16 protein-coding genes are annotated in these 20,508 nt (G+C 71.9%); 2 read left to right on the top strand and 14 right to left on the bottom strand.

Annotation, left to right across the window (positions count from 1 at the left end):
• Positions 1-64 precede the first annotated feature (64 nt).
• Complete coding sequence (gene argG / locus OG440_RS31135; protein ID WP_406010078.1) at positions 65-1,519, top strand: argininosuccinate synthase; 1,455 nt, start codon at positions 65-67, stop codon at positions 1,517-1,519.
• Between the two features lie 86 nt (positions 1,520-1,605).
• Here argG and OG440_RS31130 read toward each other — a convergent pair whose 3' ends face one another.
• The gene (locus OG440_RS31130) at positions 1,606-3,033 is read right to left on the bottom strand and encodes an RsmB/NOP family class I SAM-dependent RNA methyltransferase (RefSeq protein WP_406010077.1); all 1,428 of its coding nucleotides are present in this window, start codon (positions 3,031-3,033) and stop codon (positions 1,606-1,608) included.
• A gap of 334 nt (positions 3,034-3,367) precedes the next feature.
• Positions 3,368-4,300: a methionyl-tRNA formyltransferase gene (fmt, locus tag OG440_RS31125; protein ID WP_406010076.1), complete on the bottom strand. Its 933-nt coding sequence runs from the start codon at positions 4,298-4,300 to the stop codon at positions 3,368-3,370.
• A gap of 222 nt (positions 4,301-4,522) precedes the next feature.
• Between fmt and OG440_RS31120 the strand changes: the two genes are divergently transcribed.
• Positions 4,523-5,149 carry a hypothetical protein gene (locus OG440_RS31120; RefSeq protein ID WP_406010075.1) on the top strand — a complete coding sequence of 209 codons (627 nt, stop codon included), beginning with the start codon at positions 4,523-4,525 and terminating at the stop codon, positions 5,147-5,149.
• A gap of 226 nt (positions 5,150-5,375) precedes the next feature.
• On the opposite strand, the gene OG440_RS31115 is transcribed toward OG440_RS31120, so the two are convergent.
• The 12 genes from OG440_RS31115 to OG440_RS31060 all read right to left on the bottom strand — a co-directional run bounded on the left by OG440_RS31115 (position 5,376) and on the right by OG440_RS31060 (position 20,505).
• A complete protein-coding gene (locus tag OG440_RS31115; protein WP_406010074.1) occupies positions 5,376-7,529 on the bottom strand; it encodes a primosomal protein N' in 2,154 nt (717 codons plus the stop codon).
• A 291-nt stretch (positions 7,530-7,820) separates the two neighbouring features.
• Positions 7,821-9,029 carry a methionine adenosyltransferase gene (metK, locus tag OG440_RS31110; protein WP_406010073.1) on the bottom strand — a complete coding sequence of 403 codons (1,209 nt, stop codon included), beginning with the start codon at positions 9,027-9,029 and terminating at the stop codon, positions 7,821-7,823.
• A gap of 241 nt (positions 9,030-9,270) precedes the next feature.
• Positions 9,271-10,473, bottom strand: a complete 1,203-nt coding sequence (gene coaBC / locus OG440_RS31105; protein WP_406010072.1) for a bifunctional phosphopantothenoylcysteine decarboxylase/phosphopantothenate--cysteine ligase CoaBC — start codon at positions 10,471-10,473, stop codon at positions 9,271-9,273.
• Positions 10,474-10,594: 121 nt separating this feature from the next.
• Positions 10,595-10,867, bottom strand: a complete 273-nt coding sequence (gene rpoZ, locus OG440_RS31100; RefSeq protein ID WP_003988945.1) for a DNA-directed RNA polymerase subunit omega — start codon at positions 10,865-10,867, stop codon at positions 10,595-10,597.
• 52 nt (positions 10,868-10,919) lie between these two features.
• Positions 10,920-11,513 (bottom strand): guanylate kinase, encoded by a 594-nt coding sequence (gene gmk / locus OG440_RS31095; RefSeq protein WP_406010071.1) that lies wholly within the window; start codon positions 11,511-11,513, stop codon positions 10,920-10,922.
• A 60-nt stretch (positions 11,514-11,573) separates the two neighbouring features.
• Entirely contained in the window at positions 11,574-11,897 is a 324-nt protein-coding gene (locus tag OG440_RS31090; RefSeq protein ID WP_003977346.1) for an integration host factor, read from the bottom strand.
• Positions 11,898-12,176: 279 nt separating this feature from the next.
• The gene (pyrF, locus tag OG440_RS31085; RefSeq protein WP_406010070.1) at positions 12,177-13,019 is read right to left on the bottom strand and encodes an orotidine-5'-phosphate decarboxylase; all 843 of its coding nucleotides are present in this window, start codon (positions 13,017-13,019) and stop codon (positions 12,177-12,179) included.
• A complete protein-coding gene (locus tag OG440_RS31080) occupies positions 13,016-14,122 on the bottom strand; it encodes a quinone-dependent dihydroorotate dehydrogenase (protein ID WP_406010069.1) in 1,107 nt (368 codons plus the stop codon). Before OG440_RS31080 ends, pyrF begins: the two co-directional genes overlap by 4 nt.
• 78 nt (positions 14,123-14,200) lie before the next feature.
• Entirely contained in the window at positions 14,201-17,509 is a 3,309-nt protein-coding gene (gene carB / locus OG440_RS31075) for a carbamoyl-phosphate synthase large subunit (RefSeq protein ID WP_406010068.1), read from the bottom strand.
• Entirely contained in the window at positions 17,502-18,644 is a 1,143-nt protein-coding gene (carA, locus tag OG440_RS31070) for a glutamine-hydrolyzing carbamoyl-phosphate synthase small subunit (protein ID WP_406010067.1), read from the bottom strand. The genes carB and carA overlap by 8 nt, the downstream gene beginning before the upstream one ends.
• Entirely contained in the window at positions 18,641-19,222 is a 582-nt protein-coding gene (locus tag OG440_RS31065) for a hypothetical protein (RefSeq protein WP_406010066.1), read from the bottom strand. The genes carA and OG440_RS31065 overlap by 4 nt, the downstream gene beginning before the upstream one ends.
• Positions 19,219-20,505 (bottom strand): dihydroorotase, encoded by a 1,287-nt coding sequence (locus tag OG440_RS31060; protein ID WP_406010065.1) that lies wholly within the window; start codon positions 20,503-20,505, stop codon positions 19,219-19,221. Before OG440_RS31060 ends, OG440_RS31065 begins: the two co-directional genes overlap by 4 nt.
• Positions 20,506-20,508: the final 3 nt, after the last annotated feature.

The following is a 20,508-nucleotide window of genomic DNA, read 5'->3' as shown; positions in this document are numbered from 1 at the left end:
GCCCTTGCGCACCGGGACCGACCCGCCCTTTGCATGACCATGCGAGTTCATGCATAATCTTCCTATGTCCAAGGTCCTCACCTCCCTTCCCGCCGGCGAGCGCGTCGGCATCGCCTTCTCCGGCGGGCTCGACACCTCGGTCGCGGTCGCGTGGATGCGCGACAAGGGTGCCGTCCCGTGCACCTACACCGCCGACATCGGCCAGTACGACGAGCCCGACATCGCCTCGGTGCCCGGCCGCGCGCAGGCCTACGGCGCCGAGATCGCGCGCCTGGTCGACTGCCGCGCCGCACTGGTCGAGGAGGGCCTGGCCGCGCTCACCTGCGGGGCGTTCCACATCCGCTCGGGCGGGCGCGCCTACTTCAACACCACGCCGCTGGGCCGTGCCGTCACCGGCACCCTCCTGGTCCGGGCGATGCTCGAGGACGACGTCCAGATCTGGGGCGACGGCTCGACGTTCAAGGGCAACGACATCGAGCGGTTCTACCGCTACGGCCTGCTGGCCAACCCGCACCTGCGGATCTACAAGCCCTGGCTCGACGCGGACTTCGTGACCGAGCTCGGCGGCCGCAAGGAAATGTCGGAGTGGCTCGTCGCCCACGACCTGCCCTACCGGGACAGCACGGAGAAGGCGTACTCCACCGACGCCAACATCTGGGGCGCCACCCACGAGGCCAAGACCCTGGAGCACCTGGACACCGGGGTCGAGACCGTCGAGCCCATCATGGGCGTGCGGTTCTGGGACCCGTCGGTCGAGATCGCCACCGAGGACGTGACGATCGGCTTCGACCAGGGCCGCCCCGTGACGATCAACGGCAAGGAGTTCGCCTCCCCCGTCGATCTGGTGATGGAGGCCAACGCCATCGGCGGCCGCCACGGCCTGGGCATGTCGGACCAGATCGAGAACCGCATCATCGAGGCCAAGAGCCGCGGCATCTACGAGGCGCCCGGCATGGCCCTGCTGCACGCGGCCTACGAGCGCCTCGTCAACGCGATCCACAACGAGGACACCCTCGCCCAGTACCACAACGAGGGACGGCGCCTCGGCCGGCTGATGTACGAGGGCCGCTGGCTGGACCCGCAGGCCCTGATGATCCGGGAGTCGCTCCAGCGCTGGGTCGGCGCGGCCGTCACCGGCGAGGTGACGCTGCGGCTGCGGCGCGGTGAGGACTACTCGCTCCTCGACACCGCGGGACCGGCCTTCAGCTACCACCCGGACAAGCTGTCCATGGAGCGCACCGAGGACTCCGCGTTCGGCCCGGTGGACCGGATCGGTCAGCTCACCATGCGCAACCTCGACATCGCCGACTCGCGCGCCAAGCTGGAGCAGTACGCCACGCTCGGCCTGATCGGCAGCGGGAGCCCCGCGATCGGTGCCGCCCAGGCGGCCGCGACCGGCCTGATCGGCACCATGACGGAGCTGCCCGAGGGCGGCGCCGAGGCCATCGCCTCCCGCGGCGAGGTCTCCGACGACGACCAGCTGCTGGACCGCGCCGCCATGGAGTTCGGCACGGACTGACCCCGCGCGGGGTCAGCCGCCCGCGAAGAAGCCGGCCCCACGTCGTCGACGTGGGGCCGGCTTCTTCGCGCGTGCGTCCGCCGGCCTCAGCCGGTCTTCCGGATCAGCGCCAGGTACATCGCGTCGGTCCCGTGCAGATGCGGCCACAGCTGGACGTCGGGCCCGTCACCCAGCTCCGGTACACCCGGCAGCAGCGGCCGCGCGTCGATCAGCTCGGCCTGCGGGTACTGCTTGAGGACGTCGGAGACGACCGCCCGCGTCTCGGCGAGGTGCGGCGAGCAGGTGGCGTACCCGACGACGCCCCCGACCCGCACGGACTCCAGCGCGGTCCGCAGCAGGCCGCGCTGGAGCGGCCCGAAGCCGTCGAGGTCCTCCGGCCGGCGCCGCCAGCGCGCCTCGGGCCGCCGCCGCAGGGCGCCGAGGCCCGTGCACGGCACGTCCATCAGCACCCGGTCGAAGGTTCCGGGCCGCCACGGCGGCCGCGTCCCGTCGGCGGCGATGACCTGGTAGGGCCCGGGGTTGCCGGCCAGCGCCTTGGCGACGAGCCCCGCGCGGTGCGGCTGTTTCTCGGAGGCGAGCAGCGCGGCCCCCCGCCCGGCGGCGAGCGCGGCGAGCAGCGCGGCCTTGCCTCCGGGTCCGGCGCAGCCGTCCAGCCACAACGCGTCGGACCCGTCGAGCGGCGCGTTGGCCAGCGCGAGCGCCACGAGCTGGCTGCCCTCGTCCTGAACCCCCGCCCGCCCGTCCCGTACGGCGTCGATGGCCCCGGGCTCACCGCCCTCGGTGAGCCGCACGGCGTACGGCGACCAGCGCCCGGCGGCCGAGGCCTCCTCCCGCAGCAGCTCCTCGGTGGTGGCTCGCCCCGGCCGGGCGACGAGCGTGACCTCGGGCCGTTCGTTGTCCGCCGCCAGCAGTTCCTCGATGCCGGCCCGTCCGCCGCCGAGGGAGTCCCACAGCGCGGAGACCACCCAGCGCGGGTGCGAGTGCACGACGGCGAGGTGATCCTCGGGATCGTCGTCGTAGGGCGGAGCGACCTTGTCGAGCCACTCGTCGAGATCGTGCGCCGCGACCTTGCGCAGCACGGCGTTGACGAACTTGGCGCGGCCGTCGCCGAGGACGACCCGGGCGAGATCGACCGAGGCGGACACGGCCGCGTGGGTCGGGATACGGGTCCCGAGCAGCTGGTGCACGCCGAGGCTGAGCACGTCGAGGACCGGCGGATCGACCTCGCGCAGCGGCCGGTCGACACACGCGGAGATGACGGCGTCGTACGTCCCCTGCCGGCGCAGCGTCCCGTAGACCAGCTCGGTGGCGAGGGCCGCGTCCCGACCGTCGAACTTGTCGGGTCCCTCCTTCTCGCGTGCCTTGCGCAACAGCGGCGGCAGCACGAGGTTGGCGTACGCGTCCCGCTCGTCCACGGCCCGCAGCGCCTCGAAGGCGAGCATGCGGACGGGGTCCTTCTGGGGCCGGCGGTAGGGCTTGCCCGGCTTGCGGGAACGGTGGGGCTGGTCGCTCACGAAAAGGTGCTCCGGATTGCAGGAGGAAAGGTGCGTCCAGCGTACGTCGGTGGGTACGCCGGGCGAGCTTGCGGAGGGGTGCTTGCCGAGGGGGCGCTCGCCGACCCGGGTTCACGGACCCACGGTTCACGACCCGGGGTTCACCGGACGGGGGCTGCCGACCGACGGGCACCGACCGGGGTTGCGACCGGCCGTGCACCGACCGGCGGCTCGCCGACCGAGGGGTTGCCGGCCGAGGGTTCACCGCCGGGGCATGCCGACCACGGGCTCGCTCCCCCGGGACGGCGCTCAGGGGCCGGACGGGGCCAGGGGGCGGGGAGCTCGTGCAGGAGCGTTACGCCCCGACCGCCTCCCCGTGTTCGATCCGGGCGCCCCGGGCCCAGTCGGCGGCCCGCATCGGCTTCTTGCCCTGCGCCTGCACCCACAGCAGTTCGACCGCGTACGAGCCGGTGCCCACGTGCACGCTGTTCTTTCCGACGAGGAGCGCGCCCGGGGCGAGATCGGTCCGGTCGGGAACCGGCTGGACCTGGATGAGCTTGAGCCGCTCCCCGCGGAAGGTGGTCCAGGCGCCGGGGGCCGGGGTGCAGCCGCGCACGACGCGATCGACCCGCAGAGCCGGGGTGGCCCAGTCGACCCGGGCGTCCTCGACGGTGATCTTCGGCGCGAGGGTGATCCCGTCACCCGGCTGCGGCACGGCCTTCACGGTGCCGTCCTCGATCCCGTCCATGGTCGCGGCGAGCAGCCCGCTGCCCGCGAAGGCCAGCCGGGTGAGCAGGTCGCCGCTGGTGTCGGTGGGCCGGATCTCCTCGGTGACCGTCCCGTACACCGGCCCCGAGTCGAGCCCCTCCTCGATGAGGAAGGTGGAGGCGCCGGTGATCTCGTCCCCCGCCATGATGGCGTGCTGTACCGGAGCGGCCCCGCGCCAGGCGGGCAGCAGCGAGAAGTGCAGGTTGACCCAGCCGTGGGCCGGGATGTCGAGCGCCACCCTGGGCAGCAGCGCCCCGTAGGCCACGACGGGACAGCAGTCGGGCGCGATCTCCCTCAGCCGCTCCAGGAACTCCGGATCGCGGGGCTTGGCGGGCCTCAGCACCTCGATGCCCGCCTCCTCGGCCCGCTGGGCGACGGGAGAGGCGATCAGCCTGCGTCCGCGTCCGGCCGGCGCGTCGGGTCGCGTGACGACGGCGGCCACGTCGTGCCGCCCGGAGGCGATCAGAGCGTCCAGGGCGGGAACGGCGACCTCGGGGGTACCGGCGAAGACGAGCTTCATGAGTGGGCTGGGCCTCTCGGGCGGGACGGACGACGGGCGACGCACAAGTTTATGACGTCGGCCGGGCAGGCCGCCGACGGGCGGGAGCCCCTCACGACCCGCGCCCCGGGGGGCGTACGCATATGCCCATACGCCCCCTCACCGTGACCAGCGGCGCGAACCCGCGTTGGTCAAGAAAGAGTTGACCACACCTTCTTCAACGCCGGTTCGAGAGGCTTGTTCATGGCCGACCATGCAACCCACGACGCCCAGGCCCGGGCCAGCCTGCACTTGCTGGTGCGGGACATCGAGCGGGTCCGCCGGCAGGTGGACGCGCTGCGCACCCTCACCGCCCAGCTGGGCAACGTCTACCGCCCCCGCCGCTCGGGCCCGTCCACGGGCTTCGTCGTCTACGGACGCGCCCCCGCCCCCACGGTCCGCCTCGCCCAGGAACTGCGGGACAGCGTCGAGACCCTGGTCACCGCGGCGGTGGACTTCGACCGCTCGCTCGGCTTCTCGTGGGACGCGGTGGGCTCCGCCCTCGGGGTCACCAAGCAGGCCGTACACCGCCGCTACGGCGCCCGCCGTGCCGCGGCCCAGGCCGCCGCCACCACCGAGGCCGAGCGGCCCGCCGAGCCCACCGCCACCCGCACGGTCACCGTGAACACGGGCATCCCGACGGTTCCTGTTCCCACGGTGCCCGCGGCCCGCTCGATGCCGACCCAGCCGACGGCCGGCAGCCCGGCTCTGCGCGACGCGGCAGCCCCGGCCCTGCGAGACGTGAGCGCCCCCGCTCTGCGCGACGCCGCCAACGCCGCCCTGCGTGACGAGGCGAGGCCTACCGCCTTCCCCGGCCCCCGCAACGGCTGACGCGCCGCATCGCGCACCGAGCACCTCCCCGCCCCGTCTCTTTCCCTCCCCTTCACGTCCTTCCCCTCCTGCCCTCTCGGCCCGCGCCCGAGAGGGCAGTCGCACATCCCGGCTCTCGCCGCCCCGCCGACACCGGGCTCCCCCGCGTCCCTCGGCGGCCAGGGGGACGAGGGCGCAGGAGATGAGGAGCATGGGTCTCTCCCGCCGAGAAGCGGCCCTGGGACTCCTAGCCGATGTCCGGGGGGTCGATCCGCACCCGCACGGCCTCCTCGCCGCCCCGGGCCATCCGGGCCGCCTGCGCGGCCTTGAGGGCGGCGGCCAGCGCCGCGCCTCTCCCCGGCGGCACCCGCAGCAGCGCCCGCTCCCACTCCTCCCCGGGTGGTGGCGCCCCCGGACGCCGAGGCCGTCCCGCCGGGCTTGACGGCACCGGGACCGGCCCCAGCAGCTCCGCCTCCGCCGGCAGTTCGACAGCCTGGAGAAACGCGGCCACCGCCTCCCCGGTCCCGGACACCGCCGCCATCCGCGACACCGGCGGGAAGCCCAGCTCGGCCCGCTCGGCCAGCTCCCGCACCGCGTGCCCCACGGGATCCCAGCGCACCAGCGCCTGCACGGGCCGCAGGGTCGGCTCGGCGACGACGACCACGGTTCCCCCCTCCCCCGAAGGCCGTACCAGCGCGGCGGCCGCGATCCAGCGGCGCAGCGCGTCCTCCCCGGCCCTCAGGTCGGGCCGCCCGAGCATGGCCCAGCCGTCCAGCAGCAGCGCGGCCGCGTACCCGCCCTCGGCGACCGGCTCGGCCCCGGGCGTGGACACCACGAGCGCGGGCGTCCCCGGTACCGTGTCCAGCACCTGCTCGCGCCCCGACGTCCGCACCGGCACGGCGGGAAACGCCCGGCCCAGCTCCTCGGCGGTCCGCCGCGCCCCCACGACCTGCGCCCGCAACCGGAACGAGCCGCACTCCGGACAGTGCCAGGCGCTCTCCTCCCGCCCGCACCACCCACACCACAACGCGCCCGCGTCCCGTGCCTCCAACGGCCCGGAGCAGTGCCGGCACCGGGCGGCGGCCCTGCACTGGGCACACGCCATCCGGGGCACATAGCCCCGCCGGGGCACCTGGACGAGCACCGGCCCGTGCCGCAGCCCCTCCCGGGCCGCCTGCCAGGCGAGGCTGGGCAACCGGGCGGCCCTGGCGGCCTCGTCGCGCGCGAGGTCCTGGTCGCCCACGGTGCGCACGAGCGGGGCACTGTGCCGCACCTGCTCCCGCGCGGCGATCAGCGGCCGCGCCCATCCGCTCTCCACGAGCTGCGCGCCCTCCACGGTGCAGCTCCAACCCCCCACCAGGAAAGCGCACTTGTCCTGAGCGGCCCGCAGCAGCAGGACGTCGCGCGCATGAGGCTGCGGCGCGTGCGGCTCGCTGTGACTGTCGTCCCCGTCGTCCCAGAGCGCGACCAGACCGAGGTTCTCCACCGGCGCGAACATCGCGGCACGCGTCCCTACGACCGCCCGCACGGAGCCCCGCCGTACGGCCAGCCACTCCCGGTACCGCTTCTCGGGCCCGGCGTCCGCGGTGAGCAGCGCATGCCGCCCCTCCCCCAGCAACACTGTCAACGCGGCGTCCACCCGCGCGGCGGCCCGCCCGTCGGGTACGACGACCAGGGCCCCGCGCCCCGAGGCGAGGGTCGCGGCGACGGCCCGCGCCAGCTCCTCGCTCCACTCGGGTCCGGGCAGCGCGTTCCACACCGCCCGGGGCGCGCCTCCGGACGCCAGCGACTCGAGGAACGCGCCCCCTCGCTCGTAACGCCCCCAGGACCCGGCCTGCGGAGCCGCGGGGGGCGGCAGCGGCGCCGGGGAGGGCCGCTGCTCGGCGCGGGCGTTACGCGGCGGCACGGCGAGCTGGAGGACATCGGCCAGGCTCCCGGCGTACCGGTCGGCGACGGCCCGCGCCAGTCCCAGCAGCTCCTCGCTCAGCACCGGCTCGGGCGACACCACCTGGGCGAGCGCCGCGAGGGGCCCGGCGTAGTCCGACGCGGCGAGCCGCTCGACGAGGAACCCGTCGATGAGCCCCCCGCCCTCGCGCCGCCCTTCCCGCACCCGTCCGCGCCCGGCCCCGAACCGCACCCGCACCCGCACCCCCGGCTGGGCGTCGGCGTCCAGCTCGGCCGGAACCGCGTAGTCGAAGTACCGGTCCAGATGCAGGACGCCCTTGTCCACGAGCACCCGCGCGACCGGCAACTCCTCGGCCAGCGCGGCACCCCGCCAGGTCCGGGGTTTGGCCCGCGGCGCCTTGGCCTGCCGCACGCTCTCCCGGATCAACGCGAGCTGCTCGGGCGGCGCGCCCTCCCCGGCCGCACCCCCGTCCCCCTGCCCGTTCTCGCTGCTCACACCTGCATTCTTACCAAACCCCACTGACAGCCGGGGGCGCCCGAAGGCGCCCCCGGCGTCACCCTCCCGAGTTCAGGCCGGCCGCGGCACGAGTCCCGCTGGTTTCACCGCACGCCCCGAGGCGCGCTCCACCGAAGTAACCGCGGCCTACGCACCGGAAGACGATCAGCTTATTCACGCCCTGGTGGACGTCGCGAGCGGATTCCCCGTCCCCTGCGTCGGCGCCCCTGAACGTGCCGAGGCCCGGCTCCTCCGGGGGAGCCGGGCCTCGGCAGATCGCTGAGCGAGGGACTACAGACCGGCGGCCTTGCGCAGCGCCTCCACGCGGTCCGTGCGCTCCCACGTGAAGTCGGGCAGCTCACGGCCGAAGTGACCGTACGCGGCGGTCTGGGCGTAGATCGGACGCAGCAGGTCGAGGTCGCGGATGATCGCGGCCGGACGCAGGTCGAAGACGTCGTCGATGGCCTTCTCGATCTTCTCGACGTCGACCTTGGCGGTGCCGAAGGTCTCCACGAAGAGACCGACCGGCTCGGCCTTGCCGATCGCGTAGGCGACCTGGACCTCGCAGCGGGCCGCCAGACCCGCCGCCACGACGTTCTTCGCGACCCAGCGCATCGCGTACGCCGCCGAGCGGTCGACCTTGGACGGGTCCTTGCCCGAGAAGGCGCCGCCACCGTGCCGGGCGAAGCCGCCGTAGGTGTCGATGATGATCTTGCGGCCGGTGAGGCCGGCGTCGCCCATCGGGCCGCCGATCTCGAAGCGCCCGGTCGGGTTGACCAGCAGGCGGTAGTTCTCGGTGTCGATCTTGATGCCCTCGTCCAGGAGAGCCTTCAGCTCCACCTCCACCACGAACTCCCGGATGTCCGGGGCCAGCAGGGAGTCGAGGTCGATGTCGCTCGCGTGCTGCGAGGAGACGACGACCGTGTCGAGACGGACGGCCTTGTCGCCGTCGTACTCGATGGTGACCTGGGTCTTGCCGTCGGGGCGCAGGTAGGGGATGGTCCCGTTCTTGCGGACGTCCGACAGGCGCTTCGACAGCCGGTGCGCCAGGAAGATCGGCAGCGGCATCAGGGTCGGCGTCTCGTCCGACGCGTAGCCGAACATCAGGCCCTGGTCGCCGGCGCCCTGGCGGTCCAGCTCGTCCTCGTCGCCTTCGACACGGTTCTCGTACGCCGTGTCGACACCCTGGGCGATGTCCGGGGACTGCGCGCCGATGGACACCGAGACGCCGCAGGAGGCGCCGTCGAAGCCCTTCTTCGAGGAGTCGTAGCCGATCTCGAGGATCTTGTCGCGCACGAGCTGGGGGATCGGCGCGTAGGCCTTGGTGGTGACCTCACCGGCCACATGCACCAGACCGGTCGTGATCAGGGTCTCGACGGCGACCCGGGAGGCCGGGTCCTCGCGCAGCAGGGCATCGAGAATGGTGTCGCTGATCTGGTCAGCGATCTTGTCGGGGTGACCCTCGGTCACAGACTCCGAGGTGAACAGGCGACGGGACACAACGCTCCCTGGGGTTGCAGCGGCTGCTGGCTGATCATTGGCGGACGCGACAGGAGCTGCGCCCGGCGTCGTCCGAGAACAGTTTATCGGTCGTGCCCCTCCACCGGGCCACCCGTCTCGCCTCTCGGGAAGCGCTGTGACCTGCGGCACGGGCATTCTGCCGAATGCCTAGCACGGTTGGCCAGGGGCGCCACGCCCGAATCGACCGAGGAGGAGGACGACGGGGAAGCGCATCAAACCGTCAGGTCAGCCGCCGCGTCACCAGGTCCCACACGGTTTCGGCCAAGGCCTCCTTGGGCCCGTACGGCACAGGGGTTTCGCTGCCGTCGGCGCCCAGCACGACCGCTTCGTTCTCCTCCGAGCCGAAGGTCTTGCGCTCCCCCACCTCGTTCACCACCAGCAGGTCGCAACCCTTGCGCCGCAGCTTCGACCGGCCGTTCGCCAGGACGTCGTCGGTCTCCGCGGCGAAGCCGACAACCACCTGGTTGGAGCGCGCCCGGTCGGCGGAGACCTCCGCGAGGATGTCCGGATTTCGCACCAGCACGATGGGGTCCGGTTCCCGGCCGTCCTGCTTCTTGATCTTTCCGGCCGCGTAGGTGTCCGGCCGGAAATCGGCGACGGCGGCCGCCATCACGACCACGTCGGCTTCCGGGGCGGCCTTCAGGACCGCCTCGCGCAGCTGCAGGGCCGTGCCTACCTGGACGACGTCGACCCCTGCCGGATCGGGCAGGCCGGTGTTCGCCGCGATCAGCGTGACGCGGGCGCCACGGGCGGCGGCGGTGCGCGCGAGGGCGTAGCCCTGCTTGCCGGAGGAGCGGTTGCCGAGGAAGCGGACCGGGTCGAGGGGCTCGCGGGTGCCGCCGGCGCTCACCACGACATGCCGGCCGGCGAGGTCGGGCTCGCGCACTCCCCGGGCCAGCACCCGGCGGCAGACCTCGAAGATCTCCCCCGGATCGGGCAGCCGGCCCTTGCCGGTGTCGACGCCGGTGAGGCGGCCGACGGCCGGCTCGATGACGACGGCGCCCCGGCGGCGCAGGGTCGCGACGTTCTCCTGGGTGGCCGGGTGCTCCCACATCTCGGTGTGCATCGCGGGGGCGAAGACGACCGGACAGCGGGCCGTCAGGAGGGTGTTGGTGAGGAGGTCGTCGGCGAGTCCGTGGGCGGCCTTGGCCAGCATGTCCGCCGTGGCCGGCGCGACCACCACCAGGTCGGCGTGCTGGCCGATGCGGACGTGCGGCACCTCGTGGACGTCGTCCCAGACCTCCGTGGAGACCGGGTGGCCGGAGAGCGCGGACCAGGTGGCGGCGCCCACGAAGTGCAGCGCGGAGGCGGTGGGGACCACCCGGACGTCATGGCCCGACTCGGTCAGTCTGCGCAGCAGCTCACAGGCCTTGTAGGCGGCGATGCCACCACTGACCCCCAGCACGACCTTCGGTTTGTCCACCGTCTCTCCCCGACCTCGGAAAACGTACGTCGCGGCTCCCGGCGTACGGGTCCATCACACACCACAGGCCCGGCAGCCGTGCTGCCGGGCCTGTGGAAAAACCCACTGCGAGCCGAAAATACTACTGAGCGGGGCCCTCGACGGCCTCGGACGTCAGCAGGCCGGCGTTGATCTCGCGGAGGGCGATCGAGAGCGGCTTCTCGTGGACGTGGGTGTCCACGAGCGGACCGACGTACTCGAGGAGGCCCTCGCCGAGCTGCGAGTAGTACGCGTTGATCTGGCGGGCCCGCTTGGCCGCGTAGATCACGAGGCTGTACTTCGAGTCCGTGGCCTCGAGGAGCTCGTCGATCGGCGGGTTGATGATGCCCTCGGGCGCGGAGATGGAAGAGGACACGCTCTACCTTCCGATGGATGGGAAAAGACAGGTCGTGATCACAGGCTCGTAATCACACAACATCGACCAAGGCTAGCAGCTCACGCGCGACGTCCTCGACGGAGGTATTGACCAGGGTCACGTCGAACTCCGGCTCGGCCGCGAGTTCGATCTTCGCCGCCGCCAGGCGGCGCTCGATCACCTCGGGCGGTTCGGTGCCCCGCCCGGTGAGCCTGCGCACCAGTTCCTCCCAGGAGGGAGGGGCCAGAAACACCAGTTGGGCCTCGGGCATGGACTCGCGGACCTGCCGGGCGCCCTGGAGGTCGATCTCCAGGAGGACCGGCTCGCCCGACTCCAGGCGCTCCAGCACCGCGGTGCGAGGTGTGCCGTAGCGGTTGCCCGCGAACTCGGCCCACTCCAGCAGCTCGCCGTTGGCGATCAGCTTGTCCATCTCCTCGTCGGTGACGAAGAAGTAGTGGACTCCGTGCTTCTCTCCGGGCCGCGGCCTGCGGGTCGTCGCCGACACGGAGAGCCAGACCTCGGAGTGTTCCTTGCGCATATGGGCGACGACCGTGCTCTTACCGACCCCGGAGGGGCCGGAGAGCACGGTCAGCCGCGGACGTGCGTCCGGGGTTTCGGGGGTCGTCCCCCGGAGTTTTACTGCCATGCAGCGATTATTCCAGCAATCCCGGAGTGCCTGGGACTCCCGTCCCGCGGCACCCGGGAATCAGGAGCCGGTGCTGCCGAACTCACGCTCCAGGGACGCGATCTGGTTGGAACCGAGACCGCGCACGCGGCGGCTCTCGGAGATGCCGAGTCGCTCCATGATCTGCTTGGCGCGGACTTTGCCCACGCCCGGGAGCGACTCCAGCAGGGCGGAGACCTTCATCTTGCCGATGACGTCGTTTTCCTGACCCTGCTTGATGACCTCGTGAAGCGAGGCGCCGGAGTGCTTCAGTCGATTCTTGACCTCGGCCCGCTCCCGGCGAGCCGCGGCGGCCTTTTCGAGCGCGGCTGCGCGCTGTTCGGGGGTAAGGGGCGGAAGAGCCACGCCTACGTCACCTCGGATGTCGAACTGTCGGATACGGACCGGTGAGGAACCTAGTCGCCCCACACCTGGTGAGATACGAGCAACACTCGCTGCCCGTTCACTCTCCGTCGGAGACTAGCGGCCAACTCCGCCAGAGTCAGCGAGAACAGAGGAAAAGTCCTGGTCAGCCTCTGCAGGGTCGGACATTTAGGACATAGTGCCCCGGATTTGAGGATGTATCCAGACTCAAGTCGCCCCGGAGCCGCCCGACCGAGCCCCCGGTCGGGCGGTGGACGGCAGTCAGGCGGCGTCCACGGCCGCCCTGACCTCTCGCGCGAATCGATCCACGGCGTCACGCAGAGCGACGATGTCGGGACCGTGACGCAACACACCCCGACTCACGTTCGGTACGACGTTGCGCACCGCGGATCCGAAGACCCGCGGCAGATCGGCCGGGGTCGCCCCCTGGGCGCCGACGCCGGGCGCGAGGAGCGGACCGTTGATGTCGAGGTCGTACGTCGACAGATCGCCCAGCGTGGCGCCGACGACCGCTCCGAAGGACCCCAGCGGCTCCTCCCCCGCGTTCTCCGCGGCCAGGTGCGCCAGCATCGTCGCGCCCACGTCCCGCCCGTCGGCCCGCACCGCGTGCTGGACCTCGCCGCCCTCCGGGTTGGAGGTCAGCGCCAGCACGAACAGCCCGGCGCCGCTCTCGCGCGCCGACGCCACCGCCGGCGACAGGGATCCGTAGCCGAGGTACGGCGAGACGGTGAGGGCGTCGGAGAACAGCGGGGCGTCCTTGTGCAGGAAGGACTCGGCGTACGCGGCCATGGTCGAGCCGATGTCGCCGCGCTTGGCGTCCATCACGACCAGGGCGCCGGCCTCCCGGGCCTCCCGCACGGTCTTCTCCAGGACGGCGACACCGCGCGAACCGAACCGCTCGAAGAAGGCGCTCTGCGGCTTCAGCAGGGCGACCCGGTCGGCGGTCGCCTCGACGACCGTGCGGCTGAACCGCTCCAGGCCGGCGACGTCGTCGTTCAGACCCCACTCCGCGAGCAGGGAGGCATGCGGGTCGATGCCGACGCAGAGCGGGCCACGCTCGTCCATGGCCCGGCGCAGGCGCGCGCCGAAGGGCTCCAGGGTCATGCCGTCTTCCTCACGTCGGCGCCGACCGCGTCGGCGAGAGTGGCGTACGGGCTCGTCCGCAGGCGGGCGGCGAGGCCCTTGTGGATCGCACGGCCCCAGAAGGGCCCCTCGTAGACGAAGGCGCTGTAGCCCTGCACCAGCGTGGCACCGGCCAGGATGCGCTGCCAGGCGTCCTCGGCGTCCTCCACGCCGCCGACGCCCACGAGGGTGACGCGGTCGCCCACGCGCGCGTAGAGGCGGCGCAGCACCTCAAGGGAGCGGGCCTTGAGGGGCGCGCCGGACAGTCCGCCTGTCTCCTTGACCAGCGCGGGGTCGGAGGCCAGGCCGAGTCCCTCGCGCGCGATGGTGGTGTTGGTGGCAATGATCCCGTCCAGGCCGAGATCCACGGCCAGGTCGGCGACGGCGTCGACGTCCTCGTCGGCCAGGTCGGGGGCGATCTTGACCAGCAGCGGGACCCGCCGCGCGGTCACCACGCGGTCGGCGGCCTCGCGGACGGCGCTCAGCAGCGGCCGCAGCGCCTCGGTGGCCTGGAGGTTGCGCAGCCCCGGGGTGTTCGGCGAGGACACGTTGACGACCAGGTAGTCGGCGTACGGCGCGAGCCGCTCGGCCGACTTCACGTAGTCGGCGACGGCCTCCTCCTCCGGTACGACCTTGGTCTTGCCGATGTTGACGCCCACCACGGGCTTGAAGACGGGCGTCCGGGAGGCCAGGCGCGCGGCGACGGCCAGCGAGCCGTCGTTGTTGAAGCCCATCCGGTTGATGAGCCCCCGGTCCTTCACCAGCCGGAACAGCCGCTGGGCGGGGTTGCCGGGCTGCGGCTCCCCGGTGACCGTGCCGATCTCGACGTGGTCGAAGCCGAGCATCGACATGCCGTCGATCGCGACGGCGTTCTTGTCGAAGCCGGCGGCGAGTCCGAAGGGGCCGTGCATGCGCAGCCCGAAGGCCTCGGTGCGCAGTTCCTCGTACCGGGGGGCCAGGGCGGCCGCGAGGAACGTGCGCAGCACCGGGATCCGGACGGCGAGCCGGATCCAGCGGAAGGCCAGGTGGTGGGCGCGCTCGGGGTCCATCCGCTGGAAGACCAGCCGGAAGAATTGCTTGTACATGATCATGTCCTCCAAGGAGCCTCGCGAAGAGGTGTCATGAAGAGGGGGACACCGTTTCCGGTGTCCCCCTGAGGGCTGCTAGTCGCGGGCCGCGGTCAGGTGTTCCGCGTGTTCTTGGAGTGAGCGCACGCCCACGCCCCCGTGGTTGAGGGCGTCGATGCCCTGGACGGCCGCGGCGAGCGCCTGGACCGTCGTCAGGCACGGCACGGACCGCGCCACGGCCGCCGTACGGATCTCGTAGCCGTCGAGGCGGCCGCCGGTGCCGTACGGGGTGTTGACGATGAGGTCGACCTCGCCGTCGTGGATGAGCTGGACGATCGTCTTCTCGCCGTTCGGGCCGGTGCCCTCGGACTGCTTGCGCACGACGGTGGCGTTGATGCCGTTGCGCTTGAGGACCTCGGCGGTGCCGGAGGTGGCGAGCAGCTCGAAGCCGTGGCCGACCAGTTCACGGGCCGGGAAGATCATCGAGCGCTTGTCGCGGTTGGCGACCGAGATGAAGGCGCGGCCCTTGGTGGGCAGCGGGCCGTACGCGGCGGCCTGCGACTTGGCGTACGCCGTGCCGAAGACGGAGTCGATGCCCATGACCTCGCCGGTGGAGCGCATCTCCGGGCCGAGGACGGTGTCGACCCCGCGGCCGGAGGTGTCCCGGAAGCGGGTCCACGGCATCACGGCCTCCTTGACGGAGATCGGCGCGTCCAGCGGCAGCTCGCCGCCGTCGCCGGTCGCCGGGAGCAGCCCCTCGGCGCGCAGCTCGGCGACGGTCGCGCCCAGCGAGATCCGGGCGGCGGCCTTCGCCAGCGGCACCGCGGTCGCCTTCGAGGTGAAGGGGACGGTGCGGGACGCGCGCGGGTTGGCCTCCAGGACGTAGAGGATGTCACCGGCCATCGCGAACTGGATGTTGATCAGACCGCGCACACCGACGCCCTTGGCGATGGCCTCGGTGGAGGCCCGCAGGCGCTTGATGTCGAAGCCGCCCAGGGTGATGGGGGGCAGGGCGCACGCCGAGTCGCCGGAGTGGATGCCGGCCTCCTCGATGTGCTCCATGACGCCGCCGAGGTACAGCTCCTCGCCGTCGTAGAGCGCGTCGACGTCGATCTCGATGGCGTCGTCGAGGAAGCGGTCGACGAGGACCGGCCGGGTCGGGCTGATCTCGGTCGACTCGGCGATGTAGGACGACAGCCGGGTCTCGTCGTAGACGATCTCCATGCCGCGGCCGCCGAGCACGTACGAGGGCCGCACCAGGACGGGGTAGCCGATCTCGTCCGCGATGGCCTTGGCCTCGGCGAAGGTGGTGGCCGTGCCGTGCTTCGGGGCCGGCAGACCGGCCTCGGCGAGCACGCGCCCGAAGGCGCCCCGGTCCTCGGCCGCGTGGATGGCCTCGGGCGGGGTGCCGACGATCGGCACGCCGTTGTCCTTCAGCGCCTGCGCCAGGCCCAGCGGGGTCTGGCCGCCGAGCTGGACGACGACACCGGCAACCGGGCCGGCCAGCGTCTCGGCGTGGACGATCTCCAGCACGTCCTCGAGCGTCAGCGGCTCGAAGTACAGACGGTCGGAGGTGTCGTAGTCCGTGGAGACGGTCTCCGGGTTGCAGTTGACCATCACGGTCTCGTACCCGGCGTCGGACAGCGCGAAGGAGGCGTGGACGCAGGAGTAGTCGAACTCGATGCCCTGGCCGATGCGGTTCGGGCCGGAGCCCAGGATGATGACGGCCGGCTTCTCGCGGGGCGCGACCTCGCTCTCCTCGTCGTAGGAGGAGTAGAAGTACGGCGTCTTCGCGGCGAACTCGGCGGCGCAGGTGTCGACCGTCTTGTAGACCGGGCGGATGCCCAGCGCGTGCCGGACCTCGCGCACGACGTCCTCGCGCAGCCCGCGGATCTCGGCGATCTGCTGGTCGGAGAAGCCGTGCCGCTTGGCCTCGGCGAGCAGCTCGACGTCCAGGCGGGCGGCGGCGGCCAGCTCGTCGGCGGTCTCCTTGATGAGGAAGAGCTGGTCGACGAACCAGGGGTCGATCTTCGTGAACTCGAAGACCTCCTCGGGGGTGGCGCCCGCGCGGATGGCCTGCATGACGGTGTTGATGCGGCCGTCGGTGGGCCGTACGGCCTCGCGCAGCAGCTCGTCCTTGTTTCCGGGCTCGCCGACGAACGTGAACTGGCTGCCCTTCTTCTCCAGCGAGCGCAGCGCCTTCTGGAAGGCCTCGGTGAAGTTGCGGCCGATGGCCATGGCCTCGCCGACCGACTTCATGGTCGTGGTCAGCGTGGAGTCGGCGCTCGGGAACTTCTCGAAGGCGAAGCGCGGAGCCTTGACGACCACGTAGTCGAGCGTCGGCTCGAAGGAGGCCGGCGTCTCCCGCGTGATGTCGTTCGGGATCTCGTCGAGGGTGTAGCCGACGGCGAGCTTGGCCGCGATCTTGGCGATCGGGAAGCCGGTGGCCTTGGAGGCGAGGGCCGAGGAACGCGACACGCGCGGGTTCATCTCGATGACGATGATGCGGCCGTCCTCGGGGTTGACCGCGAACTGGATGTTGCAGCCGCCGGTGTCGACGCCGACCTCGCGGATGATCGCGATGCCGATGTCGCGCAGCCGCTGGTACTCGCGGTCGGTCAGCGTCATCGCCGGGGCGACGGTGATCGAGTCGCCGGTGTGGACGCCCATCGGGTCGAAGTTCTCGATGGAGCAGACGACCACGACGTTGTCGTTCTTGTCGCGCATCAGCTCCAGCTCGTACTCCTTCCAGCCGAGGATGGACTCCTCCAGGAGCACCTCGGTGGTCGGCGAGAGCGTCAGGCCCTGGCCCGCGATGCGGCGCAGCTCCTCCTCGTCGTGGGCGAAGCCAGAGCCGGCGCCGCCCATGGTGAAGGAGGGGCGGACGACGACGGGGTAGCCGCCGAGCGTCTCGACGCCCGCGATCACGTCGTCCATGGTGTGGCAGATCACGGACCGGGCGGACTCGCCGTGCCCGATCTTCTCGCGGACGGCCTCGACGACGCCCTTGAAGAGGTCGCGGTCCTCGCCCTTGTTGATCGCCTCGACGTTGGCGCCGATCAGCTCGACGCCGTACTTCTCCAGCACCCCCTGCTCGTGCATGGAGATCGCGGTGTTGAGGGCCGTCTGGCCGCCGAGGGTCGGAAGCAGGACGTCCGGACGCTCCTTGGCGATGATCTTCTCGACGAACTCCGGGGTGATCGGCTCGACGTACGTGGCGTCGGCGATCTCCGGGTCGGTCATGATCGTCGCCGGGTTGGAGTTGACCAGGATGACGCGCAGGCCTTCGGCGCGCAGGATGCGGCACGCCTGGGTGCCGGAGTAGTCGAACTCGGCGGCCTGACCGATGACGATCGGGCCGGAGCCGATGACCAGGACGGACTGGATATCGGTGCGCTTAGGCACGCTGGCCCTCCATCAGGGAAACGAAGCGGTCGAACAGGTAGGCGGCGTCGTGGGGGCCCGCTGCCGCTTCGGGGTGGTACTGGACGGAGAAGGCCGGCTGGTCGAGCAGCTGGAGCCCCTCCACGACGTCGTCGTTGAGGCAGACGTGCGAGACCTCGGCGCGGCCGAAGTTGGTCTCGCTCACCTTGTCGAGCGGCGCGTCCACGGCGAACCCGTGGTTGTGCGCGGTGACCTCGACCTTGCCGGTCGTACGGTCCTGGACCGGCTGGTTGATGCCGCGGTGGCCGTACTTCAGCTTGTAGGTGCCGAAGCCGAGGGCGCGGCCGAGGATCTGGTTGCCGAAGCAGATGCCGAAGAGCGGCGTCCTGCGCTCGAGCACCTCGGTCATCAGCGCGACCGGGCCCTCGGCGGTGGCCGGGTCGCCCGGGCCGTTGGAGAAGAACACGCCGTCGGGGTTGACGGCGTACACCTCCGCCGCGGAGACCGTCGCAGGGAGCACGTGCACCTCGATGCCGCGCTCGGCCATGCGGTGCGGGGTCATGCCCTTGATGCCGAGGTCGATGGCGGCGACGGTGAACCGCTTCTCGCCGACCGCCGGGACGACGTAGGCCTCCTTGGTGGCGACCTCCTCGTAGAGGCTCGCGCCCTTCATCTGCGGCTGGGCCTGCACGCGCGCGAGGAGCTCGGTCTCCGAGCGGATCGCGTCGCCGGAGAAGACACCGGCGCGCATCGAGCCGCTCTCGCGGAGGTGGCGGGTGAGCGCCCGGGTGTCGATGCCGGAGATGCCGACCACGTTCTGCGCGACGAGCTCGTCGTCCAGGGAGCGCTTGGCACGCCAGTTGGACGGCACGCGCGCGGGGTCGCGCACGACGTAGCCGGAGACCCAGATGCGGCCCGACTCGTCGTCCTCGTCGTTCCAGCCGGTGTTGCCGATCTGCGGGGCGGTCGCGACGACGATCTGGCGGTCGTACGACGGGTCGGTCAGGGTCTCCTGGTAGCCGGTCATACCGGTGGAGAACACCGCTTCGCCGAAGGTCTCCCCCACGGCCCCGTAGGCACGGCCGCGGAAGATCCGGCCGTCCTCCAGGACGAGTACGGCGGGAACCCTGGTGGTTCCCCTGGTGGAGGTCGTCATCGTGCGCCTTCCGTTTCCGTCGGGTTTTCCGTCTTGTCGATCATGGAGTTGATGGCGTCGACCCACTCGCCGTGCTCGGCCGCGTGGTCCGAGCGGAATCCGGAGTCGAGCAGCCTGTCGCCGTGCGCCCAGGTCACCACCAGCAGTCCGCCCTCGGTGAGGACCTTGCCGGCGATGCCCTTGTCGAGCCGTGCCTCGCGCAGGGCGGCGGCCGGGACGAAGAAGTCGGTCGCGCCGGGGCGTACGACGTCCAGTCCCGCCGCCGTCAGGGTCAGCTCGACCCGGCTGCGGGTGCCCAGGCCGTGCGCGACGATGCGGTCGAGCCACTGCCCGGCGGTGGTGGAGCCGTGGTAGCGCCCGCTCATGCCCAGTCTCACCGCGCCGGGGTCGTCCGGCGCGGCGAGGAGCTCGGGCAGGTCGCTCTGGAGCGTGCCGCGCCACTTCCAGCCCTCGCGCATCAGCCAGTACACGAGCGCGACGAAGAGGCCGAGACCGACCACCCAGCCGATCCGCGCGGCCCAGTCGGTCACTTCGGCCGATTCCTTCTCGGCCGCGAGCAGTAGTGCAGCAGATGTCACGTGAGCTTCCCGTCGACGAGCGTGGCCTTGCCCCGGAGCCACGTGTGCGTGACACGGCCCGGCAGCTCACGCCCCTCGTACGGGGTGTTCCGGCTGCGCGAGGCGAAGCCCGCGGGGTCCACCGACCCACGGTATTCCGTGTCGACGAGCGTGAGGTTGGCGGGCTCACCTGCCGAGACGGGACGCCCGTGGCCCTTGGCCTGCCCGATCTGGGCGGGCTTGAACGACATCCGGCTCGCGACCCCGGCCCAGTCCAGCAGGCCCGTCTCCACCATCGTCTCCTGGACCACCGACAACGCGGTCTCCAGGCCGACCATGCCCATGGCGGCCGCGGCCCACTCGCAGTCCTTGTCCTCGTGCGGGTGCGGGGCGTGGTCGGTGGCGACGATGTCGATGGTGCCGTCGGCGAGCGCCTCGCGCAGGGCGCGCACGTCGCGCTCGGTGCGCAGCGGCGGATTCACCTTGTAGACCGGGTTGTACGACCGGACCAGCTCGTCGGTGAGGAGCAGGTGGTGCGGGGTGACCTCGGCGGTGACGTCGATGCCGCGGGACTTGGCCCAGCGGACGATCTCGACGGACCCGGCGGTGGAGAGGTGACAGATGTGGACGCGGGAGCCGACGTGCTCGGCGAGCAGGACGTCCCGGGCGATGATCGACTCCTCGGCCACCGCCGGCCAGCCCCCGAGCCCCAGCTCGGCGGAGACGACGCCCTCGTTCATCTGGGCGCCCTCGGTCAGCCGCGGCTCCTGCGCGTGCTGGGCGACGACCCCGCCGAAGGCCTTCACGTACTCCAGGGCCCGGCGCATGATCACGGCGTCGTCGACGCACTTGCCGTCGTCGGAGAAGACGGTGACGCCGGCCGCCGACTCGTGCATGGCGCCCAGCTCGGCGAGCTTGCGGCCCTCCAGGCCGACGGTGACGGCTCCGATGGGCTGCACGTCGCAGTAGCCGTGCTCCTGCCCGAGCCGGTAGACCTGCTCGACCACCCCCGCGGTGTCGGCGACGGGGAAGGTGTTGGCCATGGCGAACACGGCCGTGTAGCCGCCGGAAGCGGCCGCGCGGGTGCCCGTGAGCACCGTCTCGGAGTCCTCGCGGCCCGGCTCGCGCAGATGGGTGTGCAGGTCGACCAGGCCCGGCAGCAGGACCTTGCCGCCGGCCTCGACGACCTCGGCGCCCTCCGCGGACAGCCCCGCGCCGACGGCCTCGACGACCGCGCCGTCGATCAGGACGTCCTGCGGCTCGGAGCCGAGCACCTTCGCACCACGGATCAGGATCTTGCTCATGGT

This window comes from Streptomyces sp. NBC_00637, from assembly GCF_045161545.1.
GTDB lineage: Bacteria > Actinomycetota > Actinomycetes > Streptomycetales > Streptomycetaceae > Streptomyces.
This window is presented reverse-complemented; position numbering and strand designations above follow the sequence as displayed.